This window comes from Nocardia alni (assembly GCF_019038435.1).
GTDB classification, from domain to species: Bacteria; Actinomycetota; Actinomycetes; order Mycobacteriales; family Mycobacteriaceae; genus Nocardia; species Nocardia alni.
The window spans coordinates 24,139-49,320 of sequence record NZ_JAGPOX010000040.1 but is presented as its reverse complement, the minus strand read 5'-3'; the positions used below and the strand labels follow the sequence as shown (position 1 = coordinate 49,320).

Here is a 25,182-nt window from a genome sequence, read left to right as displayed (position 1 = left end):
CCCGGGAGCTGGAAACCAATGCCGAGTCTAATCACATGGAGTTTTTCGAATCGGGACGTATACTCGCTAGATGATCACCGGCTTCGGCAACCAGGCCCTGTATGCAGCTTGCCGCATACAGACAACGCACTACTACGAACCAGGAGACAAGAACAACCTGGGCAGTGGTACGGGATTCTTAGTAGGCATGGAGAATGGTCGCCATGCGCTCGTGACTAATCGACATGTGGTAGATCGTCCGTGGGAAGACTCAAAGTACGACGGTACAACACTCGCCGAATTTACGATAGACGCATGGTATGGGCCTGGGCCAGAGAAGATGGTCCTGACGCTCGATCCGTCAAAGGTCTGCTATCACCCTGATCAGTCTGTTGACATTGCGGCGATAGATATGTCAGCAACTATCAAAGCCGATTTCCCCAACATTGAGCACGTAGAAATCAATGCTGCGGGCGATACTGCGGCGCTTGAGCTGCACTACAACATCCACCACAGCATGCTTGCCACCGAGGAGCAGTTCGCAACTCAGATCGACACTGGGGAAATTGCATTCTTTCCAGGGTATCCGGAATGGTATGACAGGAAAGGTGGCCGTCCCATCCTGCGCACGGGAGCTATTTTGAGCGATCCACGTCACGACTACCGACGACACGAGGGTGAACCGAGCCATGCTGATGGCAACCACCAAATTCTGTTTGAAGCCTTCTCTACCAGCGGAAATTCTGGCAGCCCTGTGTTCGTTGGTCAGCGAGGCATCAACGTAGGGCCAGGGCTAAGCTACAGCGACGGCTTTCGACCGCCTCTTCTCATCGGCATCAACGCTGGCCACTACAAGGGGAAATTCAAAGGCAACGACGGTCAATCGTATACATACCATGCAGGGCTATCTCGCATGTACAAAGCAACTGCGATAACGGCATTGTTGCAGGAGCTTTAGTCATTATTGACAGCAATTAGCTAACTGCTAGCTTGCTCGGCTCGTTTCTGATGGATCGTCGATGCCGGGCTGTACATGATCTGGAGGATAGTGTTGGCTGGGTTTCAACCGTGGCAATCCACACCCAGCGGGGGGTAGGCCCGTATGGACAGAAAGCCCGCGACAGGGGCGGACAGGGGCCGAAACGGGGCCACCACGCCGTAGCCGTCCCATCCCACGAGATGACCACCGTTCCCGCTCGAACCGCTCGGCTCCATCTGTTTGACTGGATCGGTGGCCTCAACCAGCACCACCACCCGTTTCCGCACCCTCGACGGCCTGCAGTTGGCCGCTACCCTCGTCACTCCGGCCGATCCCCCCAGACAGGCCGCCGTGTTCGTCCACGGTGGTGGCGTCACCCGTGAGGAGGGTGGCTTTTTCACTCGCCTTGCTGCCGGCCTGGCTGACGCTGGCGCTGCGTCGCTGCGCTTCGACCTCCGCGGTCACGGGGAGAGTGAAGGTTCGCAGGAGGAGCTAACGCTTTCCGAGATCCTGAACGACATTCGCGCTGCCTTGGCGTACGTGCGGGATGCCACCGGCGCAAGCGAATTGGCGCTGCTGGGTGCCAGCTTCGGCGGTGGGATCTGTGCCTACTATGCCGCCAAGCGGCCAGCGGAGCTGTCTCGGCTGGTGCTGCTCAATCCCCAGTTCGACTACAAATGGCGCACCATCGACAGCCGGGACTACTGGCATGACGACGTCATCAACGACGAGCGGGCGAAGGAACTGAACGACACCGGCGCCCTCCAGTTCAAGTCCGATTTGAAGCACGGCCGCCCCTTCCTGAACGAGATCTTCTGGCTGAAGCCGAACGAAGTGCTCGGCGAGATCACGACGCCGACACTCGTCGTTCACGGCAACGCCGACACGCTGGTCCCGATCGAGGGCACCAAAGAGGCGATCACGAAGTTCACGGCTCCCGTCGAGCTGGTGGAAGTCGAAGGCTCGCAGCATGGCTTCGCGGTGCACGACGATCCGGAGTATCTGAACCCGAAGAGTCAGGAGTATCAGGCGTTCGTGATCCGAACGGTGGCGACGTGGCTTACGGCCGACCCGATATCACGGTGACAGCATCTCCCTGAGCTGCCGTACCTGCGGACGGTGGTTCCATGAATCGAGCGTGCGCACCACGTCTATAACGACATTCATCGTTCGCTCCGAACGTGTTTCACGTGCCACCGTTACGGACTCGGCGGCGATCTTGGCTGCTTCGTCGGGCTCGCCACTGAGCGCCAGGGCTTTCGCTTTCCGAGCCGCAAAGAAGCCCGCGTCGCGTCGGGATAGCGATCCAGTGGCCAGCGCCTCGGTGAACAACTCGGCGGCGATCTGCGGCTTACCTGCTTCGGTGTAGCAGCAGGCCGAGCGGACCAACAACGTCGTTGTGTTGAAATAACTGACCAGTGCACCGTCATCGACGCCCTGTGCGTCGTCGAGCAGCTGCTGGGCGGTCTCCAGATTGTGTGTTACTTCTCGAATTGGTTCGCCGAACATGGCCAGCCCCAAGGCTTCCTGCTGCACTACCTCGGCACGGACGCACAGTGGCAGGTTCCACGGTCCGTCTTTGGCGGCTTGGGCCAGGGTGAGCAGTGTGCCAGTATCCCTTGTCTCGTAGGCCATTTGGGATTTCTTGAGTAGCACGTAGCCCTGCATCGGCAGGCTGGCCGCGCCTTGCGCCCATTCCATGGCGCGGTCGTAGAAGAAGGTGGCGGTCAACGGATCGTGGAGATCGCGGTACAACCAGCCCGCAAATTCCGCGCCGTCCGCACCAACCGCCAGTAGCTGGCGCTGCACTGCCGGTTGGACGTCTTTCGCATGCCGACGGATCGCCCCGATCACCGCCAAGGTCAGCGGTAATGCTTCGGCCGGGCCGAGAGAACCATCATCAGCCTTGCAGCGGCTGAGCTGGGTGCGGAAGAACTCCACAGCGGGACCGTCGAAATACCGGCGGGCATCCTCCAGTGCTTGGCCGATCCTCTGCAACTCGTCAGCACGGCTCGGCGGCAGCGGACCAGTACCGTCCGCAGCCAGCCACTTCGCTAGGGCCATTGCATCGCTGGGTGTGGTATCCGAGGGCGGAGCTGCCGCCTGCTCGACACTCGGCAACTTGAACCACAGGAGTTCGCCTGGGATGCCAAGTGTTTCGGACCATCGGATCAGTTTGGAGAGCTGTTCGGGCGCCGGACCCTTTTCGATCCGGCTGAGCTGTGCCTGCGTCAGCTCAAGCCAGTTCGCCATCAGTTCCTGCGGCAGTTGTCGCCCGTGGAACGGATGAGACCGGTAGGCATAAATCACCCGCCCCAGGTGCCACGTGCTCAAGGCGTCGCGCATCTGATCGCTTTGCCAGAAGTCTGGCGGAACCGATGGCGGACTATGACGTTGCCCGCGTGACTTGGAATCGCAAGGGCTACACAGGGACTCGGCGTTGTAGCTGTTCAGCCTGGTCCCGCAGCCTGCGCAGTATCGCTGCGCCTCCGGTACCCGCGTCATGGTTGTCCGCTCCCCGGTTGACCTGCATCTTTGCCGCCATTGCCTTGGTCGGGTGACCGTACCACCCGCCCGTGAGCGGGGCTATACGTTCCATACATACCCGGTATACCCCCTTGTCGTGGCCATTTTCGGCGGAAAAACCCACTCTGACCTGGTCAGAAATCGCCGCGAGGAGAGGAGTAGATGCACATGGTATTACGCCTCGTTGTCCCCATTTTCGGCCCGCCAGCAGCAGGCAAGACCACCCTGACAATGCATCTCGGCAACGAGCCGGGACGTCGGGTCTTCCGGCTGCGCGAGCATGTCTCAGAGGAGGTGCTGGCGGCCACCGCGACCAGCAGCGAACGGCTCGGCTGGATCGATGAGTTCACGGTAGGTGAGGCAGTCCGCTCGTATTTCACTGCCGGGCAGCAGGATCCGGATATCCATACCGTCCTGCTCGACAACTTCCCCGGCTCCGCCGCTCAGGTCGACCAACTTCTCACCACACTATGGACACTGACGTCCTGCCGGATTGAGCCAATCGAGGTCGTCACCGACATCCACACGCTGAAACAGCGGGCAAAGAACCGAAAGGTCTGCCACCGGTGCGAACACGATCCGATCCACGATCCGCGCCTGCCGGCAGTACCGACAACTGATGATCCTTGGCAGTGTGCTCGCTGTGGCGGGCTCCTCCATCCGCGGCGAGGGGATTCGCCCCGACTATTCAAGGCCAGGCTGCAGCGCTACCACCAGACGGCAATCGGGATCCGAACGGCCTTCACCGATTCCGGTATTCCCGTTACTCAGCTCGACACCACCAACACCATCGAGGGGGCAGCGAATCTGCTTGCCCCTCTCCTCATTTCGCGGAGTGCATCGCTATGACCACTGTCCCCTTGCCTATGCCGAGTCTCAAGCGTGACGGCTACGGTCACGCTCGGATGCCACGTAATGCCGCTGTGCCTGAGCCGGAGCGAATCGACCGGGTGGCCTATGGCCGTTTCCGCAACGTCTACCTGTACATCACCGAGGCGTGTCAGCTGCGCTGCGAGCACTGCTACATGGGTGAGCGGTTGGACCGGGCACTGAAGATGCCCATCGGCCAAATTGCCGATACGCTCACCACCTGGCGACGCTTGGGTGGCAGCAAGCTGACCATTCTCGGCGGGGAGCCGACGCTTCATCCCTTCTACTGCGACGTGATCCGGTTGAGCAGGCAGCTCGGGTACGAGCATGTCATCACGACGACGAACGCTCAGAAACCGGCGCTCAGGCGGTTCCGGCAGCTCGGCCCGGATGACTTCGCCTATGTGCAGGTCAGCCTGGATGGTGGCAGTCGGTCCACACACGATGCGGTGCGAGGCGCGGGCACGTTTGACGAAGCGATGGAGACGACCCGCGAGCTGGCAGAACGCGGTTTCGATGTGCGGATTATCTGCACCGTGAACAAGGCCAATGAGCGAGACGTGTTGCAGCTCCTCGACATTGCGGATGTGTTGGGTGTCAGCCTAGTGAAGTTCCACGTCTTCTCGACCATCGGCACCGGACATGGAAACCCAGAGATGGCAATGACGCCGCCGGAGTGGGTGAATTTCTGCGACACCCTGAATGACGTTGCGCCGGAATACAAGACACGGGTGTGGTACCAGCCGACGTATGCGCGGCGTGATCAGATGGAGCGCTACGCCGCCGAGGGCTACCAGGGGTGCATTGGCCGGACACTGGATCGGATCTCGATCTTCCCCGATGGGCGGTGCTACGTCTGCTCGTACCTCTTCGATACGGACCTGTACTTCGCGCAGATGGTTGACGGCCAGGTGCAGTTGAACCACGGCGCCAATGAGTTCGAGCTGTTCACCAGCGTGCTCGCCGAAAGCTCCTGTGGCGGTTGCAAAGCTGGTGGCTGCATGGGTGGCTGTCCGGCCGAAGAGGTGGTGATGGGCGAATCCTCGTGTTCGGCCTACGAGGACATCGTGCCGGTCTGCCGCCTGTGGAAATCCAGTGCGAAGCCGGAGGACTGAACCTGATGGACGACATGGACCGTGTGGTCGAAGAACTCTGCTGGCTGGACTGGGACGACATTGACGAAGTGGAGCTGATGTGCCGGGAGGCGCTCAACCAGTTGGCAGCGAACCCGGGCATTGTCCGTGCCCGGCTGCATGACCTGCCGAACAGGCCGGAGCTGATGAGTCTCTGCGAGCACTACGACATCCTGGACAAGATTGTGCTGGCGAGCGAGGACGATCCGGGCGTGCGGGTACGGCTGCATATCTTTCTGCCGGGGTACTTCGACAGGCCGCATAACCACCGCTGGAGCTACGCCAGCACCATCCTGCATGGGCATTACCGGCACTATCTGTTCGGCAACGCTGAACTGGATGAGCAGGTGGAGCCGAGCAAGCTGCCGGTGCTCCACGTCCGGGAGGAACCGGTCGGCACCACCTACGCCCTGCACCACTCAATGGTGCATGCGGTGGTGGCAGAGCCGTTCACCGTGAGCCTGGTGGTCCGCGGCCCCACAGTCAAAGAGAAGTTCCTGGTCATGGACCGGCACACGAACGAGGCGTGGTGGCAGTTCGGAGCGAAGGATGAATCCGAGAGGGAGGCGGAGAAGAAGCAGATGAGCCGGACGCGGTTTGCGGAAGTGACGGGGTGGCTGGAGCAGTGGGGGCTCTTCTGATCGCACGAAATACACCTGCCCACAGCGGAATCCGCTGCGGGCAGGTGTGTGATTGCCTATGCCGTGATCGGCAGCTGGTCGATGTATGTCTTGGCCTCGTCGGCAGTCGCGAACCAGGTAAACGGCTTCTTGGAAACGCCGACCGGCTCGACAGCAAACTGCCCGTGCGAGTAATTCCACGCGACCCGATGTCCCTTGGGCTTCGCCAAGTCGATCAGCTCAAGGGCTGCGGTCGTGATCGGGTCGTACATGAGCGGGATCATCATCCCGGCTCCTCTCTTTAGTTGTTCTTCAGTTATCACGCCGGGCAACTACCTCGGAGCGGCCTTACGGCAAGTCAATGATAGCACAGGCGTTCGAAGTAACCGGCTGGCACTCTGAATGTGGTGGTCAACGGCGCGTTGGCTACGCCGAGCGGGTGGTTGGCTCCGTCATCGCCAGAAGTTCACCCAGGTTCGGCAACGGGGCATTGTGTGGCCGAGCGCATCGTAGCGACCCGCTAGCGGCCCCGAGGCGAAGGCTTTGCTCCATCGGCCATGCGGCCTGCATACCGTAGAGCAGGCCACCGGAGAAAGCGGCTCCGGCGCAGTGGGTATGGCGTACCTTCACCGGAAAAGCCGGTGCCGACACCGATTCGGATCGGCTGAGGGCAACAGCGCCGTGGGCGCCAGCGGTGACGATCACCCAGGTAGCACCAGTCCGGGCCAGCAGTGATCTGGCGAGGGCTGGTGCCGCTGCGTGTTCGGCATCATCGACGTTCGTTTGGATGAGGAGGTGCGGGTAGTTGTGGACGGCCAGAGTGACCGCCTCCGAGAGATCAGAGCCGCCCAGATTGAGCAGCATCGGCACTTCGGCGGCGCTGCCGGCGCCGATCACGCGCAGAACTGCTCGCTCGATAATCTCGTAGCCGTCGACGTAGAGGAACGAGGCGTTGGCTAACGGGGCCAGGTCCGCCTGCTCCAGGCTGGCGACGACGCCGGGTAAGTGCGCGAACCATGTGCGGGTGTGATCGTCGTCGGCAGCTACCACAATCCGTGGTGTGGTGACTTCCGACCTACGGCGGGAAGGCGTCACGTGACGATCTTCGAGCCACCGATAGATGAACCGGCCGTAGTCATCGTCGCCAATGTCATTGGTAATCAGGCGGGTTGGTGCTCCCAGGGAGGCGAGCACCGCCGCCGTCATCGAGCCATCGGCAGCTACCGACCACTCGATCGTCCTCACCTCTGCCCCGTGGTTCGGATGTGGAAATCGGGGCACGTTCCATAATTCCGCCAGCGCCAAGTAGCTGACGCACACCACCGGCCCAGACGGATTCACCATTGCTACCAGCCGTAGATCGAGAAGGATTCGCCTGCCGCAACGTGCGTCATAGCGGCTCGGCAGTAGTCGATCATGTGATCGGGCAGCGTATCCGTCGAAAACCATTGCAGCTCCGTACATTTATCTGGCTCGCGGTTGTCCGGCTCCCCCTTCCAGGAGCGCACAGTAAAGAAGAAGGCCATCCGGCCACCGGATGACGAGTTGTGCATGATGTGGCTGAAGCGCACATCCTCCGGCGCGATGGTCACGCCAATCTCTTCCTCGGCTTCACGGATCAGGGCGTCGATGACGGATTCGTCGGCTTCGAGATGACCACTTGGCAGGTGCCAGGCTCCGTCTTCGAATCCGGTGTTCTGGCGCTGGCCGAAGAGCACTTCGTTGCCGCAACGCAACAAGAGGTGGACATCACCAGTGACTTTGTGGCGGGGTGGTTTGGCTGTGGTAGTCGCGGTTGTCGCTTCGCTCATGTAGATAGTTCCTCCTTCAAATTATACGCCTGACCTGGCCGTTTGCCGATACGATACTGAATCGCCCTGAGCCTAATCGCTTCGTGGCAACCGGACTATGCGCCGAACGTATAACGCGGCAAGTAAAAGCGGTATAGCCCCTGACCAGGCCAAACGCGAATCTGATACTTCGAACGCCCACCGGGCAGGGCCAAACCGCAAGGGAGGCAACCGGAATGCGACCACAACCACGCCACATCCATATCGAAGCTCGTGCGCTGACACTCGATTACCAGGCGTCGGCCGAACAGGCTCAGAACGTCGCGGATGAACTGGCTGCCCTGGAGCTGATCGTCACCGTCGATGACGACGTGGACGCCAGCCTGCCAGCACTTCCATGCGGGGAGCTGTGGAAGTGATAGTGCCGCAACCAGATCCACCTCCGTACAAGACACTTGTGCCAGCCGATGGCGAGTAGGGATGTGACTGACCGCTGCATCAGCGGTCTCGTAGGGCCTGGCGCGCCGACGCCCGAGAGGCGGCAAGGGGGTGAACATGACGCATCATGACAGCAGCCCGACGGCACGTAGTCACATGGGGTCTCGCCAATTGGCAGCGCTGCGCGAGGAGTTGTCGGTTCGCGATCTGGCGATTCTCGAAGATGTCGAGAGGTTTCGTCTGCTCACGACCCGCCACATTCAGCGACTCCATTTCGACCACAGCCGCCACGCGACGCTCGGTGCCGCGACTAAAGCTTGTATGCGGGTTCTCATTCGTCTGAGTGGGACGCACAATCTGGTTGTTGCGCTGAACGAGCAAAAGCGGCGGAGGGGTGGTGCTCGTCGGGGATCGGAGCAACTCATCTGGCAATTGGCCAGCCGTGGCGAGGCGCTGCTTCGGCACGCTCGGGGCGGCGAAGGGCGAAGGCGCTACATGTCGCCATCGCATGAATTCGTCAAGCACACACTGGAAGTGAGCAGTCTGGGGGTCCTTCTCCGAGAGGCGGAGCAACGACGCGAGATTGAAATTGTCGAACTCGCGGTCGAGGGGTTGGCGTACCGGTACTACGTCGGACGTCAGGGCTCACGGCAATCGCTAGAGCCAGACCTGTATGCAATCACTGCGGGGGATGAATACGAGCATCACTGGTTTATCGAGGCAGACTGCGGCACGGAACGAGGGCCACATTTACAACGCAAACTGGACGCCTATCGCTCAGCGGTCGGCCTGTGTCCACAAGGCTGAACAGATGGGCCTCAATGTAGTGGGTGAATACGTCGAACCGGGGCGCTCTGCTACTGAGATCACCAAACGGGTTGAGTTCCAACGGATGCTCGACCGCATACGGCGCGAGCGTGACGTCGACTACGTTGTTGTGTACGAACTGGCCCGATTCGCGCGCAACCGGCTTGACGATGCGATTGTCATGGCTGACCTCAAGAAGCGCGGCGTCACGCTGATCAGCGCGACTGAGTCGATCGATGACAGTCCGGTCGGTCAGTTGATGCACGGCATCCTGGCTGCCTTCAACGAGTACCGTTCCCGCAAGGATGGCGCTGACGTCGCCTTCAAGATGGGGGCGAAAGCCCGGAAGGGTGGCACACTCGGGCAGGCGAAAATCGGGTATTTGAATGTGCTGCTGCAGACCGAAGACGGCCGCAAGATCCGGACGGTTGACATCGACCGTGAGCGTGGACCTTTGGTTCTGCAAGCCTGGAAGCTGTACGCCACAGGCGATTACAGCCTGCTCGACATTGAGCGCATCATGCGCGACCGCGGGCTCCGTACCCGTCGCACGCCAAAGCGCGCCCCCAAACCCGTCACGTCTAAGGAATGGGCACGGTTGTTCCGCAGCAACTACTACGTCGGCATCGTGACGTACAAGGGCGAGGAGATTCCTGGTCGTCACGAGGCGCTCTGAGGTTCTCCCCGGGTGGTGGACACCGAGTTAGCAGGATTGCTGGTCCTGCTGGAAGGATGTCCGTGTGCCTCCTCGTAAGCGTCGGTCGTTCACGGCCGAGTACAAGGTTGAGGCCGCCCACCGGGTGATCGATACCGGTCGCACGATCGCCGAGGTTGCCCGTGAGTTGGGTTTGAACGAGGCCCTTTTGGGTGGGTGGGTCAAAGACGAACGCCGCCGAATAGAGGCAGCCGCGTCCCATGGTGAGAAACCGCTGGATCCGGCCGAACGAGCAGAGCTGCTGCGATTGCGCAGGCAAGTCGCTGAGCAGGACAAGGACATCGCGTTCCTTAAAAAAGCCAGCGCGTACTTTGCGGCGATGCAGCAGAATCGGAACGGTTCGAGCTGATGGTGAAGTACGCGGCCTCCGAGATTCCACGGCCGTTCCGTGTCGAAGTCACCCGCATGGCGCGGCTGCTCGAGGTATCCACGTCCGGCTACTACGAGCACGTGAAGCGAAGTACCACAACAGATTTGATGCCGCGGCAGCAGAGGCGTACCGATCTGGAGGTGAAGATCGTCGAGTCTCACAAGGCATCGGGCGGGACCTACGGATCACCGCGCATCACCGCCGATCTTCGCGAGGGCGGCGAGCAGGTCACGGCCAAGACCGTCGCCAAGATCATGGCTCAGATCGGCCTGCAAGGCGTCAGCCCCCGCACCTTCAAGCAGAGGACCACGATCGGGGACCCGGCCGCCTCGTTCCCGCCCGACCTCGTGGACCGCGAGTTCGACCAGGGGCGCCCGGACGCAGTGTGGACGTCGGATATCACGTATCTGACCTGCGGCGAAGGTGACATGTACTTGTGCGCGGTCAAGGACGAGCACACCAAGAAGGTGCTCGGCTGGACCACCGAGGACCACATGCTCGCCGAGTTCGTCACCGACGCGGTCGACCGGGCCGCCGCAGCGCGCGAGGGTCGGTGCGTCGGCACGATCCTGCATTCGGACCGCGGCAGCCAGTACACCGCCGACGCCACCGCGAAAGCATGTCGGCGGCACGGACTGCGGCGTTCGATGGGCGCGACCGGGATCTGCTGGGACAATGCCGGCGCGGAATCGCTGTGGTCGACGTTCAAACACGAGTGCTACTACCGTCACACCTTCGCCACCAAAGCCGAACTCGTTGCCGCGGTTGACAACTGGATCAATTTCTACAATAGTCAACGGAGACACTCCGTAATCGGCATGCTCAGCCCTGCCCGATACGAGCAGTCGCTAGCTGCGGCGTCTGAAGCCGCTTAATCCCCTGTCCACCATTCGGGGAGAACCTCACTCGTCGACGAAGAGACGTTCAACCGGGTGCAGATGAGGCTCGATGAGCACGGCGTTGCCGGCGAACGGCGGCGAGTGCACCATCACTATCTCAAGGGCAGCTTGTTCTGTGGCAAGGATCGTGTCGACGGGGTGGTTCGGAGGATGATCATCCAGCGCACCCCTGGTCGGCACGGCGGGGACTACTGGTACTTCTTCTGCATCGGCAACCAGAAGAACGCCGGGTGCCACTCACCCCACCTCAACGCCGACCGGATCGAGGAGGCGGTGGTTGAATACTACAAGCGGATCGCTTTCTCGCCCCAGTTCATCGCCGTCATGCAGCTGGCGTTGGACGACATGCTGGCCGAGACCGAAGCCACCCAGCGCCTCTACAAAAAACACCTTCAGGACCAGCTCAAAGACCTGGATACAAAAGAGACCAACCTGCTGTCGTTGGCTGAGGATGGGGCATTGCCCCAGGCCAAGATCCGCTCCCGCTTGACGGACATCAAGCGCGAGCGGGACAAGCTGGAAGCCGAACTCGGCAAGGTCCAGCTCGATCTCTCGGCCAGTGCCGAGTTCCTGACCACCTGCCTGGAGCTCCTACGAAACCCCTATCGCTTGTACAAGGGAGCCAGTGACAACTGAGGCGGCGGTTGAACCAGGCGATCTTCAAGCGACTGTATGTCTTCGAAGACCAGGTCACCGGCCATGAGTTCCAGCCCGTCATCGCCGAGCTGCATGCCATCCAAGCTGGCCACGCAGCACTTGCCCGAGGCGAAGACGAAGCCACCGCGAGAGCGGTAGTTGAAGGAGTGCTTCATCAGCATCTCCCAGAAAAGCAACTCGCCACCCGGTTGGGTGGCGAGCATGCGAAGCATGTATCAGCCCTGGCTTGCGCCGTTTATTTGGGCCATGTTTCTAGTAACGGTCATATGGTGCGCCATCAGGGACTCGAACCCCGAACCCGCTGATTAAGAGTCAGCTGCTCTGCCAATTGAGCTAATGGCGCTTGTGCAGTGACCGGTGCCGGGGCCCTGTCGGCTCCGTTCCGGTGCGGGGAAAACCATAACAGGCGCGCGGTTGGAAAGTGAAATCGGCTGGTCAGGGGGTTGTTTGGGAGTGGTTCGTCGTGTTTGTGGGAGTTGGGGGGATTGTGCTGGCACAATGGGCGACGCGTGGTCTCGACCGATCTCCTGCGGGTGTGGTGGTGAGCAGCGCAGCCGGGGCTGCCCCGGATGTGCCCGAGTGAACGGGTTGGCATATGAGCAGAGTGCGGCACGGGCTCCATAGTGTTGTGGTGGTTTGCGCGGTGGCGCTGGTCGCGGCGGGGTGCGGTGGGCATGCGCGCCCGGTCAATGTGGTCAGTCGGGCGCCTTCGCTGCTCGGGACGGTTATGCCCAAGCTCGTTGTGCCGGTGGCCGATGGGGCGGTGGGGGTGCCGGTGGCCGATCCGTTGCGGGTGCGGGTGGATGACGGGCTGTTCACCGATATCGCGCTGACGAATCCGGACGGGAACCCGGTGCCGGGGAAGCTCGCGCCGGACGGGCGATCCTGGCAGAGCATCGAGCCGCTCGGATTCGGGCGCGCCTACCGGTTGCAGGCGCATGCGATCGGGATCGGCGGCGCGGCGGCGAGCACGGTGAATTTCACCACGATGGCGCCCGAGAATCGCACGCATCCGTTCATGCTGCCGGGGGAGAACGAGGTGGTGGGCATCGGGCAACCGGTGGCGGTGCAGTTCGACGAGAACATCTCGGACCGGCGCGCGGTGCAGAACGCGATCCATGTCACCACGGTGCCGCCGGTGGAGGGCGCCTTCTACTGGGTGAACGCCCGGGAGGTGAGGTGGCGGCCGGAGCATTTCTGGGCGCCGGGCACGCGCGTCACGGTGGATGTGAATACCTACGGTCGCGACCTGGGAGCGGGCTTGGTCGCCGACAGCGGAATCCACTCCGACTTCACCATCGGCGATGCCATGGTCTTCAATGCGGACGACAACACCAAGGTGGTGACCGTCGAGCACAACGGCAAGGTGGTGCGGACGATGCCGACGTCGATGGGCAAGGACTCCTCACCCACCAACAACGGCGTCTACATCATCAGCGACCGCTTCGACCATATGATCATGGACTCCTCCACCTTCGGCGTCGCGGCGACCGGACCCAGCGGGTATCGCACCAGGGTGGAATGGGCCACGCGCATGTCCTACAGCGGTATCTTCATGCACTCCGCGCCGTGGTCGGTCTGGGCGCAGGGCTCGGTCAACACCAGTCACGGCTGCCTCAATCTGAGCCCGACCGACGCCGAATGGGTCTATGAGAACGCCAAGCGCGGCGACATAGCGGTTGTGAAGAACACTGTGGGAGACGTACTTCCGGGCGACGACGGGCTGGGCGACTGGAACATCCCCTGGCCCCAATGGAAGGCGGGCAACGCGGATATCAACCGCTGAGCCGCAGCTCGCACGGGACGGCCCCGAGGGGTGCGGTTTCAGACGCGCGCGGCGACCCGGCCCCGGTGCAGACGTGCGTAGTGGCCGGGCGACTGTCCCTTCCAGGCCCGGAACGCGGTGGTGAACGCCGAGACGCTCGAATAACCCAGCTGATCCGCGACATGCTCCACGGTCAGTCCGCTCACCAGCAGTTCTTCGGCGAGCAAGCCGACAGTCTCGGTGGCCAGTTCGCGAAAAGTGGTGCCCTCGTCGGACAGTCGCCGGCGCAGAGTGCGCACGCTCAGGTCCAGATCGGCGGCGATATGGGTCTGTCCGGCGACGCGGCCGCGGCGGATCAGCAGTTCCCGGACTTGCTCGCTGATCCCGCCCCGGTTTCGGCGGCGCTGCAGCAGATCCGCGCACTGCCGTTCGTAGTATCGTGACGTGGCCGGATTGGCTTGCGGCATGGGCATTTCCAGCGTGCGGGCCTGGCCGACCAGAATGGATTTCTTGGCGCCGTAGACGATATTGTCGACGCCCAGGATCGCGCCGAACATCTCGTAGACCGGGTCCGGCTGAGCGGCCACCTCCACCCGCACGATCGGCAGGCGGATCGGCAGCACGTCCATCTGGATCGTCCAGATCGCCGCGACGTCGCGCTCGACCGCGAACCGGCGGATCTCGGGTGGCACGCCGCGGTCGTGGCGCACCAGCCAGACCTCGTCGCCGTGGTCCTGCATCTCGTGTTCGGCGACGGTGAACGACAGGTCGGCGTAGCGCATGGCGGTCTCGGCGGCCGAGCGCAGGGTTGGGGAGCTGATCGCGGCCAGGCCCAGCACACCCAGGGACGGTGGATGGCACAGCAGCCCGGCCATCATCCCCGTCCCGGGCTCGTCGCCCAGGCCGGAAACCAGGTTGCGCATGAGGGTGTACTCCTGGCCCAGGGTGATCTCGGCCGTCGGGTCGCTCAGCTGATGCTCGCCGATATCGGTGTGCCGCAGGACATCCGGCCGCCGCAGCCCGCGCCCGACGGCGTATTCCACCATCAGCGCGGCATTGGTGGTGGACCGCAGCTGCGCCGCGCGCTGTCGTATCCAGTCACTGCCCACGCTGTGCATGATCTCAAACGAGTCGTTCCGATGAGTGCGTATTCGCGTGGATGATGATCTGTGGATGTGTTACTTTTCGCCTGCGGGCGGAGGGGGGACACAAATCGTGGGTGAAGGCAAGCGCATCGTCGTCGATCACGTTGTCCACGGCTTCGGCGGGCGGCGGGTACTGGACGACATCACGTTCGATGTGGACGGCCATGAATTGGTGTGCATCGTCGGGCAATCCGGTTGCGGCAAGACGACATTGCTGCGCATCATGGCCGGATTGCTGCGCTGCGACTCCGGTGCGGTGCTTCTCGACGGCCGGGCCGTCACCGCACCGTCGGAGCGCACGGCGATGGTGTTCCAGCATTTCGGGCTCTTCCCCTGGAAGACGGTGCGCGCCAACATCGAATACGGACTGCGCAACCGCGGCGTGCGCGATCCGCAACGGGTCGATCGGCTCATCGAGACCATCGGACTGAAGGGCGCCGAGGATCGGTATCCACGCCAACTCTCCGGCGGCATGCAGCAGCGTGTGGGGCTGGCGCGGGCCCTGGCGGTCGAGCCCGAGGTGCTGCTGATGGACGAGCCGTTCGGTGCGCTCGACGCGATCACCCGCGAGCAGCTGCACGATGAGCTGCTGCGCATCTGGGCCGAGAACCGCAGCATCACCGGCATTTTCATCACCCACGACATCGACGAGGCGATCGTGCTGGGCGACCGGATCATCGTCATGGCCGGTGGCGTCGCCGCGCATATCATCGATGTGCCGATCCCGCGACCGCGCACCGCGCAGGACGCGAGGGTCCATCCGGGCTATCCTGAACTCCGCCGAAAAGTTCGGAAGGCGTTGCAGTTTGGCTGATAGTTTGCCCAGCTTACCGTGGTCCGTGCGGCGCATGCTCCTGCGCGCGCTGTCGGTCGTCGCGGTGCTCGGTGTGTGGGAATGGTATGGGCGCCACACCAATCCGATCTTGTTCACCTATCCGACGGCGATCGCGCGGGCGGGCTGGACGATGGCGTTCGGAACGCCGCCGCCGGGCAAGCCGAGCCTGTGGCCCGCGCTCGGTGAGAGCCTCACCGTATTCGCTTGCGGGCTCGGTCTTTCCATCGTCGTCGGGGTGATCGTCGGGCTGGCCATGGGGCGCAGCCGGGTGATCGAGGCGCTGTTCGAGGTCCCGATGGACGCGCTCTACGCGACGCCGACCGTCGCGCTGGTGCCGGTGATCGTGCTGTGGGTCGGATTCGGTGCGACCGCCAAGATCGTGATCATCTTCCTGTTCTCGGTCTTCGCGATCGTGCTGAACACCGCCCGCGGCGTGCGCGAGGCCGACACGCAGCTGATCGAGGTCGCCCGCTCGTATCTGGCCGGTGAGCCGGGACTGTGGCGCGATGTGCTGCTGCCCTCGGCGCTGCCGTATGTGATCACCGGCGTCCGGCTGGCGGTCGGGCGTGCGCTGGTCGGGGTCGTGATCGCCGAATTCTATTCGGCGATATCGGGTCTCGGCTTCGTCATCGTGAGCTACGCGAGTACCTTCCAGACCGCTCAGGTGTTCGTGCCGGTGGTGATCCTGATGTTGTTGGGCGTGGCGTTCACCTGGGCGCTGCGGACGCTGGAGGCGCGCCTGGCGCCGTGGAAAACCGAAACAGGGGAATGAGACACATGAGACGAGTCGCCCTGGCAGTCGCGGTTGCCGCCGCGCTGCTGGCCGCCTGCGGATGCGGCACGACGTCCTCGGCGGCGCCGGGAGCGCCCGCGACCATCACCGTCTCCCTGCCCGGACTGAAACCCGCGTTCGCCCAGTCGGATATCGCCGTCGCGCAGGCGAACGGGTACTTCGCCGAGCAGAAGCTCACCGTCCACGTGCAGGGACTGTCCGCGGGGACCGCGACGCTACAGTCGGTGATCGCGGGCGCCTCCGACATCGGCGGCTCGAGCGCGGAACCAGTGCTGGGAACCGCCGGCGCGGCCGGTCTGGTGATCATCGGCTCGTACGCGGATCGGCTGCCGGTCGTGCTCGAGACGCCTTCGGATATAACGACTCCCGACGGCCTGAAGGGTAAGCGCCTGGGCATCCAGAGCGTCGGCGCCTTCCGCGAGATCATGACCCGCGCGGTCTATCAGACCGCGCACCTGACGTCGGCGGACGTGCACTATGTGAGCGTCCCGGACACCGGCTATGTGAGTTACCTGCTCCAGCACAAGATCGATTCCGCGGTGCTGCAACAGGAACAGTCGATCGACGCCGAATCGCGCGATCCCTCACTGCACGCGCTCATCGATATGTACAAGCTGATGCCGGACTACGTCTACGGCACCTATTTCGTGAAGTCCGGCTGGCTCACCTCGCATCGCGATGTCGCCGTTCGATTCCTCACCGCGGTGACCAAGGCGCATCGGCTGATCTACAGCAATCGCACGCGGGTTGTGCCCGAGATCGTCGCCGCGACAGGCTATCCGCCCGCCGTGGTCGACCAGGCATACACCCGGCTGATCGATCAGGACGGTATCTTCCCGGTCAATCGTGGATTGGACTTCGCGCGATTCGCGTTCACGGTCGAGCAGATGCAGCAGATCGGTGGGCTGCTGCCCAACGGCGCTCCCGATATGAGCAAGGTGATCGACAGCAGTCTCATGGATACGGCCGTGGCGCGTCTCGGCGGCCCGATGAAGGGAGATCCACGATGGCATTGAGCGCGATCGCATCGGGAATGCGCTCGGCGGTCATCTTCGGGCCGAGTGATCTGCGGGTCGTCGAGAAGGCCGTGCCCCGGCCGGGTCCGGGGGAGGTGCTGCTGCGCGTGGAGGCCGCGTCGCTGTGCGGTACGGACCTGAAAATCCGTGCGGGATCGTTCTTTCCGTCCCAGCCCGCGCCGGGTACGTTCACACCCGGCCACGAATACGCGGGCACGGTCGTCGAATTGGGCCCGGCCGTCGAGGAATTCGCGATCGGTGACCGCGTGGTGGTCGAGGCGCACCGGGGGTGCATGCGCTGTCAGAACTGTGTGCGCGGCCGATACACCTCGTGCCTGAACTACGGCCGCGCCGATCTCGGACACCGGGCGATGGGCATGTCGGTGGACGGCGGCTTCGCCGACTACGTGGTCAACCACGTCTCCACGCTCTACCGCCTGCCCGACGTGGTGAGCTTCGAGGACGCGGTCATGATCACCACCGCGGGCACATCCATGTACGCGATCGACACGATGGGCCCTCTGGTGGCCGGGGAGACGGTCGCGGTGATCGGCCCCGGTCCGGTCGGCCTGACGGCCGTGCAGATCCTCTCGGCGCTGGGGGCGGCACGGGTGATCCTGACGGGCACCCGCGATTCGCGCCTGCGCCTGGGCCGCGAGATGGGCGCGGATCTGGTCGTGAACGCCCGTGACACCGATCCGGTGGACGCGGTCCTCGAGGCGACCGGTGGAGTCGGCGTGGACGCGGTCCTGGAATGCTCGGGCGCGAACGAGTCTGTGGACCAGGCGATTCGGATGTGCAAGCCGGCGGGCCGCATCGTGCTCGTCGGCTACTTCCACGGTCCGGTCACCGCCGATCTGAACCGTGCGGTGAAGACGGGCCTGACCCTGTTCACGATTCGCGGCGAGGGCAACCGTGCCGTGGGCCGTGCGGTCACCCTCGCCGAGCGCGGTCTGCTGCGCCCCGCACCGCTGATCACTCACCGCTTTCCCCTGGAAGGTATCGCCGAGGCCTTCGACACCCTCGAACAACGTCGTGACGACGCGCTCAAGGTGGTGCTCCAGATCGGGTGAGATTCGCCCGACTTGGTGTGGATCTTCCGGCGTGACCAGTGGACGTCGCCGGAGAAATCGGGACGCCTTCATGAAACTGGTCGGGCGCGGAAATTGTTGGTCTCCAAGGCTGCTCGCACGATGGCGCAGAAGATGGGTCTAGCGGACCGGACGCCGGTCGCTGCTGGGTGAGGGGCTTCGGTGAGGTCGGTTCGGGCTGCATGGTGATGAGTTCTGCGACTATGTCGCAACTTTCGTCGCCGTGAATTCTTTCCAGTGCGAGAGTCCGTGAATGGAATCGGTCGGACTGATAGTTCGCAAATTGGAAAGACGGCAGAATTAGGCTCTGCGGCTGGGTAATTCGCGTGTTCGGGCGACGAGTGACTGGCAGCATCGGGTGTTATGGACCCAGAGGAGATTCAACGAGTTACCGGCATACCCGTCGTCAGCCTGGCCATCGGTGACGCGGTCGATCCGGCGCGCAACGCCGCGGCCAAGGCGATATTCGAACGCGAGGTGGTGCGTGCCCAGGGCCCCGAGCGCGCGCAGATGGCCACCTTCCTCGCGACTATCTATGACCAGGAGGGTGACGCGGCGAGTGCGCTGCGTCTGCTGGAACAGGCGTGCCAGGACAGTCCCGCCGAACTCAGGCATCCCGCGATGCTCGGCCATGCCCAGGTCCGGCTCAATGCCGGTGACACCGCCGGGGCGCTGATCGAGTTCGACGAGCTGCTGGCCTATGTCGATGCGCAGCCGGATTACCTGCGCGACTTGAAACTTCCCGCGCTGTGCGCCGAGATGCTGCGCAAGTGCGATCCCGAGCGAGCGCTGCTGTGGGTCGAATCCGGGCTGCGGCTGTTGCTACGGATGGGCGGGGATCTGAACGATGCCCGGGAGCTTTATCACCACTACCGCGCCGTCGTCGCGGCCTGTGCGGGCAAGCGGGTCGACCAGAAACTGGTGGCGCAGGTCGATTGGTTCCTGAACGAGATTACGGCAGAAGCAGATTCGGACCCGATTGGTCGAGCCGTCCTGGGGTACTTCCCGCCCGCTGTATTCGATATCCCCGAGGACCGGGAGATCGCTGAGGCCGTCGGCTTCACCGACGCGGACAGCCAGCGGATCGCCATCGAGCGCTGTTACCGAATGCAGATATCACCCGGCATCACCAAATACATCGCCTCGATCGATACCTCGGGGCTCCGCGCCTACGCGCGCCGAAACGATATGGACCCCTGTTCCGGTGCCGTGGTGAAGCTGTATGCGGCCCAGTTGGTCCGCGACAACCGTGCCATCCGCTGGCCTCCGGAACGCAACGCCTCCTGCTGGTGCGGCTCCGGTACGAAGTACAAGAAGTGCTGCGGTGCACCGCATCTCCTCGACCCGGAGGAGACCGCGTTGCGCGAGTTCCAGATCCGAACCGGCGAGGGTTGGCGCTATTCGTAATCGCGGTTCCCGCACAAACAGAGAGGAAAAGCGCAGTGGCAAAGACGAATTGTGATCAATCGCTCGGGCGCGTGTCGTATGGCTCCATCCCGCACCTGCCCTCATCGCGTCTGGGTCCATCGGACCGCAGCCTGGGTGGTGGTCAGGTGCGCATCGCGACCGAACGTGCCCGGGATCGATTCGATGTGGTGATCGCGCAAGAGAAGCTGGACGGCGCGAATGTCTCGGTCGTGAAGGTGGCCGGTGAACTGGTCGCCTTAACCCGGGGTGGCCGTCGAGCCGCGGCCAGCCCGATGGTGCAATTCCAATGGTTCGCCGCCTGGGTACGCGACAACCAGCAGCGTTTCGACGCCCTTCTGGAGGACGGGGAACGCGCGTGCGGTGAATGGCTGGCGCAAGCCCACGGCACCCGCTATCAACTGATACACGAACCATTCGTCCTGTTCGACCTCATGCGCGGCACCACCCGCGCCACCGTGAACGAGGTCCGCTGCCGCTCAATGGATTTCACGATGCCTTGCACCATCCACGAGGGCGCCCCGGTCGACGTCGACACCGTCCGCTCGACACTCCACCCCTCCGGCCACGGCGCCCTGGACCCCGTGGAGGGCGCCGTCTGGCGCATCGAAAGGCATCACCCGAAACTCGGCAACAACGTCGATTTCCTGTGCAAATGGGTCCGCCCGGACAAGATCGACGGCCACTACATGCCGGAGTTCAACCCCGAACACACTGCGCCGGTGTGGAATTGGAAACCAAATTGCCCCCTCGTAACCAGTCCGAGAGAACAAAGCTTGCGGGGCAATCGACTCGGGAGTGTGCGATGATCTCAACTCCCTTGGATCGTCGCTACGTTCTGTCGCAGGCCGTGAGGGCAATGTGCCGCACATCGACAGCCTGCTATGCCGCGAATCGTTAGGCGTCGTGAGCTCGGGCTGTTGCAGCGATCCATCGACCGGGTCGTGGTCGGTGGGCGCGCCGGTCGGCCCGGGCGGGCGATTCTCATGCGTGGACGGCGGCGAGTCGGCAAGTCGCGGCTTGCGGAGGAGTTCGTCGAACAGGCGGATCTGCCGTTCCTGTACTTCACCGCCTCGGCACAGCGCTCGGTCGAGCTGGACCTGCGTCAGTTCGTCGAGGCGGGCATCGCCTCGACGCTCCCGGGCGCCGAGAAGTTCGCCGGTCAGCATCCGGGCGGTTGGGACGCGGCGCTGACCTTGCTTGCGTCCGCCGTTCCCGACGATCGGCCGAGTGTCGTGATCATCGATGAGATGCCCTACCTCATCGACAACGATCCCGGTTTCGAAGGCAGTCTGCAGAAGGTATTCGACCGGGAGTTGTCGCGTAAGCCGATGCTGCTGCTGTGTATCGGATCCGACCTCGCGATGATGGAAGCGCTCAACGAATACGGTCGGCCGTTCCATCAGCGGGCGAGCGAGATGGTTGTGCCGCCGCTGAATCCCGCTGATATCGCGGAGATGTTGGAGCTGCCCGCGGCCGAGGCGTTCGACGCGTTCCTGGTTTCCGGTGGCTTGCCGCTCGTTCTGGACGAGTGGCCGCGCGCCGCCACCACAGCCGAATACCTGGCCGACGCGATCACCGACCCGACGTCGGCAATGCTGATCAGCGGGGAACGGGCGCTTGCGGCGGAGTTTCCGCGGGACGCGCAGGCTCGCTCGGTGCTCGGCGCCATCGGGTCCGGCGAACGCACCCATGCGCTGATCGGCAGAGCCGTCGACCTCCCGGCGGCCAGCCTCGGTCGGGCGCTGCGCCTGCTCACCGGCAAACGCATCGTCGAGGTGTTGACGCCGATCTCGACCAAGCCGTCGCGGGAAACCCGCTATATCGTCGCGGATCCGCACTTGCGGTTCTGGTTGGCGTTCATCGGCCCGTATCTACCGGAGATCGAGCGGGGCCGAGGCGATCTCACACTCGCCCGGATTCGGCGTGGCTGGGCCTCGTGGCGCGGTCGTGCGGTCGAATCGATCGTGCGCGAATCCCTGCGGCGCATGCCGGATTCGCTTCCGCAGGACACTCAGGTGATCGGCGGATACTGGACGCGCACCAACGATCCGGAGATCGATATCGTCTGTGCGGACCGCGAACCCGTGGCGAAGAAGATCACCGCCGTCGGGTCCATCAAATGGCATGACAACAGGCTTTTCGACAGCCACGATCTGACCAGACTGCATTTGCACCGCGCCCAGCTACCTGGCGCGGACGAGCACACGCAGCTCCTGGCGGTATCCCGGGCCGGCGTCAGCGTGTCCGGTGTCACCGGATACACCCCCGACGACCTGATCGCCGCATGGAGGTGAGCGAGCGGTCCTGGGCGTCGATCACCCGCTGGCGCAAGGCGAAGTCTCCCAGCGCTGCCGCCGGACGAATTCGGTCTGCCGTCGCGAGTCGACCATGCGATACGTCGCAGAACCGCTACGTAACCTGCCGTAAATCGCCCCAGGCTGGTGACACGCCGATCCCGTCGATTACTGCTGTGGCCCCAGAACCGGTAGTTGTAGAGGCATGACCGGGTCGGAGATGGGCACCGCATGACACTCGTCGATCTGTCGGTGCCGATCACGACCGGGATGCCTGTTTATCCGGGGGATCCCGAGGTTGCGATCGGTCCGGCGCTGACTGTCGCCACCGACGGGGTGAACGTGTTGCGCCTGCACATGGGGTCGCAGTCGGGGACGCACGTGGATGCGCCGTTCCATATCGACGATGCCTTGCCGAGGCTGGATGAGCTTCCACTGGAACGCTTCTGGGGTCCGGCAACTGTGGTGGACGCCCGTGGGCTCCCGCCCCGCAGCCCCATCGGCCCCGAGCGTGTAGCAGGCGCCACCGGGATCGTGCTGATCGCCACCGGTTGGTCGGAGCACTGGGGTACCGAGACGTACCTGTCGCACCCGTATCTCACCCCGGAGGCGGCGTCCGTGCTGGTCGAGGCCGGAGTCCGGACAGTCGGCATCGACGCCCTGAGCGTCGACCCCACCCCGGTGGGCGAGGACCTACCCGCCCACCGAATCCTGTGCGGCGCGCACTCGGTGATCGCCGAGAACCTCACGAACCTGTCCCTGCTGATCGGACGCGGTCCCGTGGAGGTGTCGCTGCTCCCGATCCGGCTCGCAGGGGCCGACGGAGCTCCCGTGCGCGCCGTCGCCCGCATCCTCGCTCCGTAAACCGAACCGGTTTCCTCGCCGAGGGGACCGTCGGTTTCACGGCCGGGTTTGCCCAGTCCTTCGTCGTCGAAACCGGAAGCGCCGCAGCCCCACTCGGTATTGGCGACCGGCTCTCCCCGAAGGATCGAATGGGATGCTGCCTACTGCTGACTCACAGCCGGATGTGCTCCCAAAGGATCGACACGGGTACTGCCATGAGCCGGTCACCGAAGGATAGCGACTCGGTACCGAGGTTGCAGACGATGCCGGTGACGAATTTGTCGCCGAGTTTGTCGCGCAGCCAGGCGAGGTGCCGGAAATCAGTTGTCGACGCCGACGCCGACGCCTTGACCTCGATGCCCACGACTCGACCATCGCGGCCTTCGATGATGATGTCGATCTCCCTGCCATCCCGATCGCGGAAGTAATGGACGGCCAGGCCGCGGTCCTGGTGCGCCAGCAGTTTGACCAGTTCTGTGACGACGAAGGTCTCGAGCAGCGCGCCGACGGCCTTGTGACCTGGTTCTCGCATCGAATCGGCGTTGACACCCAACAGGTGTGCGGCGACACCGACATCGGTGAGATAGGTTTTCGACACCTTGGCGGCCTTGGTGGTGACGCTCGTCGACCATGCCGGAATCTGGATCGTCAGGAAAACCGTGTTCAGATACGACAGGTAGTCGCGAACGGTCGCCTGGTTCATCTCCACCGTTCGAGCGAGATCCGTTGCGACAACCAGACTTCCGGCACGGGCCGCCAGTAACCGCAGCAGTTGCGGCACCACCGCGCCGTGTCGGATGTTGGCGAACTGCCGCACGTCTCGCTGGATCACAGTTTGCAGATAGCCCTCGAACCACGCGCCGCGAATGGCGGCGGGGAGGCGAATCACCTCGGGGAAACCGCCTTCGACCAGTAGCTGTAGATAATCCTCGCGTGTCCACGACGATGGCGCGGACTCCAGCAGTGTCCTCGGGGAATCGACGAGAACCGAGGCGAGGTCGGTGGAGACGCCTACACGTTCGGCAACCGCAAGCGGCCACAGTTCGACGAACACCGCGCGCCCGGCAAGCGATTCCGACAGCGTGGGGATTGTGAGGAAACGCGTCGATCCGGACAGCACGAAGTGACCGGGCGAGTTGTCCTGGTCGACCAGGTACTTGATCGCAAGGACGAGTGGATCCCCACCTCGCTGCACCTCATCGATGATGATCGGTCGGTCGCCGTACCGAGCGAACTCGCGGGGATCCGCCAGGGCGGCGGCCAAGGTCTGGTCGTTGTCCAACGACCGCAGCGACCCGCCTCGCTGCTCCTGCAGCATCGTTAGCAGCGTCGTCTTGCCCGCCTGCCGGGGGCCGTTGACGATGACAATCCGCAACGCCCCGACCAGCAGGTCCAGTCGATGAAGCGCGAATCGCGGCACGAGCATGTCGGACATAACCTCATTCTAACAACGTTTTTGTCGGTCTTGTAACCGCGCTTCTGTCGAAGTTGCACCCACGTTTCTGTCGACTATTCACCGACGCTGATGTAGGAGGCGCGCCGATCAACCCGTCGACTGGCCAGCGGTGACCGGGTTGAGCAGCAGCTATCGGTGTTCAATATTGAACACGGTTCGGGGTTGACTTCAGGTCGACATCAAGTTGTTGGATTGCTGGATGAGTGTGTTCAGTGCGTCGACTGTCCGGAGTCCGAGGGAGAGGGTGGTGGCCTCGCGGTATGTGTTGTTGCGAACATTCCGGCGGGATGGGGTGGGGGTCGATACGCCGATCTGGTTTCGGGTTGACGGGGATGTTCTGGTTTTTCGGACCAAGCGGGGGCCGAAGACGCGGCGGTTGGCGAATCGGGCGGATGTGGAGTTTCGGCTGTGCGATTATCGCGGGCGGATCGTCGCCGATGGTCCGGTGATGTACGGGCGTGCCACGATTTTGGATGGTGCGGCAGCCGATGCGGCGGACCGTGCTCTGCGGCGGCGGTATGGGTGGTTTCAGTGGAAGATCGTGCCGCTCATCGCTATTCCGGGTGTGACGAGCGTTTTCAGTGTGTTGTCGTGGCGGGACAAGATCCGACTGGCGAGCACGGGTGGGACGTGGCCGGAGGCGGCGCTGGTCCGGGTGGAGCTCGGGCCGACTTCGAACGATTCTGGATCCCAATGACATTCGTCAGTGACGAGGACCTGGCGTAAGCGCTCG

Annotated in this window: 28 protein-coding genes and 1 tRNA gene; 21 read left to right on the top strand and 8 right to left on the bottom strand. The window is 63.3% G+C overall.

All coding sequences use genetic code 11. From position 1 onward, the window contains the following. Positions 1-70 precede the first annotated feature (70 nt). Together JZ791_RS17435 and JZ791_RS17430 are read left to right on the top strand one after the other, a co-directional pair. Complete coding sequence (locus tag JZ791_RS17435; RefSeq protein ID WP_216896135.1) at positions 71-937, top strand: S1 family serine peptidase; 867 nt, start codon at positions 71-73, stop codon at positions 935-937. Between the two features lie 273 nt (positions 938-1,210). Then, positions 1,211-2,044: an alpha/beta hydrolase gene (locus JZ791_RS17430; RefSeq protein ID WP_308162960.1), complete on the top strand. Its 834-nt coding sequence runs from the start codon at positions 1,211-1,213 to the stop codon at positions 2,042-2,044. Here the strand turns inward: JZ791_RS17430 and JZ791_RS17425 are convergent. Continuing rightward, entirely contained in the window at positions 2,036-3,304 is a 1,269-nt protein-coding gene (locus JZ791_RS17425) for an NsdA family TPR-like regulatory protein (protein WP_216896133.1), read from the bottom strand. The two genes, JZ791_RS17430 and JZ791_RS17425, sit on opposite strands and share 9 nt — an antisense overlap. Before the next feature lie 348 nt (positions 3,305-3,652). Between JZ791_RS17425 and JZ791_RS17420 the strand changes: the two genes are divergently transcribed. Genes JZ791_RS17420 through JZ791_RS17410 form a run of 3 tightly spaced genes read left to right on the top strand, consistent with a single transcriptional unit; the run spans position 3,653 to position 6,128 of the window. After that, the gene (locus JZ791_RS17420; protein WP_216896131.1) at positions 3,653-4,333 is read left to right on the top strand and encodes an adenylate kinase family protein; all 681 of its coding nucleotides are present in this window, start codon (positions 3,653-3,655) and stop codon (positions 4,331-4,333) included. Beyond that, positions 4,330-5,469, top strand: a complete 1,140-nt coding sequence (locus tag JZ791_RS17415; protein WP_216896129.1) for a radical SAM protein — start codon at positions 4,330-4,332, stop codon at positions 5,467-5,469. Before JZ791_RS17420 ends, JZ791_RS17415 begins: the two co-directional genes overlap by 4 nt. A gap of 5 nt (positions 5,470-5,474) precedes the next feature. Next, complete coding sequence (locus tag JZ791_RS17410) at positions 5,475-6,128, top strand: hypothetical protein (protein WP_254205850.1); 654 nt, start codon at positions 5,475-5,477, stop codon at positions 6,126-6,128. 56 nt (positions 6,129-6,184) lie between these two features. On the opposite strand, the gene JZ791_RS17405 is transcribed toward JZ791_RS17410, so the two are convergent. The 3 genes from JZ791_RS17405 to JZ791_RS17395 all read right to left on the bottom strand — a co-directional run bounded on the left by JZ791_RS17405 (position 6,185) and on the right by JZ791_RS17395 (position 7,918). Then, the gene (locus tag JZ791_RS17405; protein WP_216896127.1) at positions 6,185-6,394 is read right to left on the bottom strand and encodes a hypothetical protein; all 210 of its coding nucleotides are present in this window, start codon (positions 6,392-6,394) and stop codon (positions 6,185-6,187) included. A gap of 139 nt (positions 6,395-6,533) precedes the next feature. Continuing rightward, a complete protein-coding gene (locus tag JZ791_RS17400) occupies positions 6,534-7,352 on the bottom strand; it encodes a carbohydrate kinase family protein (protein ID WP_216896125.1) in 819 nt (272 codons plus the stop codon). Positions 7,353-7,453: 101 nt separating this feature from the next. Continuing rightward, on the bottom strand, positions 7,454-7,918 hold the full coding sequence (locus JZ791_RS17395) for an NUDIX hydrolase (RefSeq protein ID WP_216896123.1): 465 nt from the start codon (positions 7,916-7,918) through the stop codon (positions 7,454-7,456). Positions 7,919-8,133: 215 nt separating this feature from the next. Between JZ791_RS17395 and JZ791_RS17390 the strand changes: the two genes are divergently transcribed. The 6 genes from JZ791_RS17390 (at position 8,134) to JZ791_RS17370 (ending at position 11,762) form a co-directional block, all read left to right on the top strand. Further along, complete coding sequence (locus JZ791_RS17390; protein WP_216896121.1) at positions 8,134-8,316, top strand: hypothetical protein; 183 nt, start codon at positions 8,134-8,136, stop codon at positions 8,314-8,316. Between the two features lie 136 nt (positions 8,317-8,452). Beyond that, complete coding sequence (locus JZ791_RS45100) at positions 8,453-9,142, top strand: replication-relaxation family protein (protein WP_254205849.1); 690 nt, start codon at positions 8,453-8,455, stop codon at positions 9,140-9,142. Between the two features lie 4 nt (positions 9,143-9,146). After that, positions 9,147-9,818 carry a recombinase family protein gene (locus JZ791_RS17385; RefSeq protein ID WP_254205848.1) on the top strand — a complete coding sequence of 224 codons (672 nt, stop codon included), beginning with the start codon at positions 9,147-9,149 and terminating at the stop codon, positions 9,816-9,818. Between the two features lie 64 nt (positions 9,819-9,882). Further along, the gene (locus tag JZ791_RS17380; RefSeq protein WP_216896117.1) at positions 9,883-10,206 is read left to right on the top strand and encodes a transposase; all 324 of its coding nucleotides are present in this window, start codon (positions 9,883-9,885) and stop codon (positions 10,204-10,206) included. Then, entirely contained in the window at positions 10,206-11,102 is an 897-nt protein-coding gene (locus JZ791_RS17375) for an IS3 family transposase (protein ID WP_216896115.1), read from the top strand. The genes JZ791_RS17380 and JZ791_RS17375 overlap by 1 nt, the downstream gene beginning before the upstream one ends. A 63-nt stretch (positions 11,103-11,165) precedes the next feature. Then, positions 11,166-11,762: a recombinase zinc ribbon domain-containing protein gene (locus JZ791_RS17370; RefSeq protein WP_216896113.1), complete on the top strand. Its 597-nt coding sequence runs from the start codon at positions 11,166-11,168 to the stop codon at positions 11,760-11,762. Here JZ791_RS17370 and JZ791_RS17365 read toward each other — a convergent pair. Continuing rightward, the gene (locus JZ791_RS17365) at positions 11,729-11,986 is read right to left on the bottom strand and encodes a hypothetical protein (protein WP_216896112.1); all 258 of its coding nucleotides are present in this window, start codon (positions 11,984-11,986) and stop codon (positions 11,729-11,731) included. The two genes, JZ791_RS17370 and JZ791_RS17365, sit on opposite strands and share 34 nt — an antisense overlap. 64 nt (positions 11,987-12,050) lie before the next feature. Next, positions 12,051-12,126, bottom strand: a tRNA-Lys gene (locus JZ791_RS17360). 252 nt (positions 12,127-12,378) lie between these two features. Between JZ791_RS17360 and JZ791_RS17355 the strand changes: the two genes are divergently transcribed. Next, on the top strand, positions 12,379-13,569 hold the full coding sequence (locus JZ791_RS17355) for a L,D-transpeptidase (protein WP_216896110.1): 1,191 nt from the start codon (positions 12,379-12,381) through the stop codon (positions 13,567-13,569). Between the two features lie 38 nt (positions 13,570-13,607). Here the strand turns inward: JZ791_RS17355 and JZ791_RS17350 are convergent, their stop codons facing one another. Next, complete coding sequence (locus JZ791_RS17350) at positions 13,608-14,657, bottom strand: AraC family transcriptional regulator (protein ID WP_216896108.1); 1,050 nt, start codon at positions 14,655-14,657, stop codon at positions 13,608-13,610. 106 nt (positions 14,658-14,763) lie between these two features. On the opposite strand from JZ791_RS17350, the gene JZ791_RS17345 reads away from it, so the two are divergent. From JZ791_RS17345 to JZ791_RS17310, 8 genes are all read left to right on the top strand, one after another. Next, the gene (locus JZ791_RS17345; protein ID WP_216896106.1) at positions 14,764-15,507 is read left to right on the top strand and encodes an ABC transporter ATP-binding protein; all 744 of its coding nucleotides are present in this window, start codon (positions 14,764-14,766) and stop codon (positions 15,505-15,507) included. A 4-nt stretch (positions 15,508-15,511) separates the two neighbouring features. Further along, entirely contained in the window at positions 15,512-16,300 is a 789-nt protein-coding gene (locus tag JZ791_RS17340; RefSeq protein WP_216896103.1) for an ABC transporter permease, read from the top strand. A gap of 5 nt (positions 16,301-16,305) precedes the next feature. Beyond that, the gene (locus tag JZ791_RS17335) at positions 16,306-17,337 is read left to right on the top strand and encodes an ABC transporter substrate-binding protein (protein ID WP_216896101.1); all 1,032 of its coding nucleotides are present in this window, start codon (positions 16,306-16,308) and stop codon (positions 17,335-17,337) included. Continuing rightward, positions 17,328-18,410 (top strand): zinc-dependent alcohol dehydrogenase, encoded by a 1,083-nt coding sequence (locus JZ791_RS17330; protein WP_216896099.1) that lies wholly within the window; start codon positions 17,328-17,330, stop codon positions 18,408-18,410. The genes JZ791_RS17335 and JZ791_RS17330 overlap by 10 nt, the downstream gene beginning before the upstream one ends. A 381-nt stretch (positions 18,411-18,791) precedes the next feature. Beyond that, positions 18,792-19,835, top strand: coding sequence for an SEC-C domain-containing protein (locus JZ791_RS17325; RefSeq protein ID WP_216896098.1), 1,044 nt, complete (start codon positions 18,792-18,794; stop codon positions 19,833-19,835). Next, on the top strand, positions 19,820-20,662 hold the full coding sequence (locus JZ791_RS17320; RefSeq protein ID WP_216896096.1) for an RNA ligase family protein: 843 nt from the start codon (positions 19,820-19,822) through the stop codon (positions 20,660-20,662). The genes JZ791_RS17325 and JZ791_RS17320 overlap by 16 nt, the downstream gene beginning before the upstream one ends. Before the next feature lie 75 nt (positions 20,663-20,737). After that, positions 20,738-22,150, top strand: coding sequence for an ATP-binding protein (locus JZ791_RS17315; RefSeq protein ID WP_216896094.1), 1,413 nt, complete (start codon positions 20,738-20,740; stop codon positions 22,148-22,150). Between the two features lie 231 nt (positions 22,151-22,381). Next, complete coding sequence (locus JZ791_RS17310) at positions 22,382-23,014, top strand: cyclase family protein (RefSeq protein ID WP_216896092.1); 633 nt, start codon at positions 22,382-22,384, stop codon at positions 23,012-23,014. Between the two features lie 151 nt (positions 23,015-23,165). On the opposite strand, the gene JZ791_RS17305 is transcribed toward JZ791_RS17310, so the two are convergent. Continuing rightward, on the bottom strand, positions 23,166-24,428 hold the full coding sequence (locus JZ791_RS17305) for an ATP-binding protein (RefSeq protein WP_216896090.1): 1,263 nt from the start codon (positions 24,426-24,428) through the stop codon (positions 23,166-23,168). Positions 24,429-24,648: 220 nt separating this feature from the next. Here JZ791_RS17305 and JZ791_RS17300 point away from each other — a divergent pair, with 220 nt between their 5' ends. Next, complete coding sequence (locus tag JZ791_RS17300; RefSeq protein WP_216896089.1) at positions 24,649-25,146, top strand: PPOX class F420-dependent oxidoreductase; 498 nt, start codon at positions 24,649-24,651, stop codon at positions 25,144-25,146. Positions 25,147-25,182: the final 36 nt, after the last annotated feature.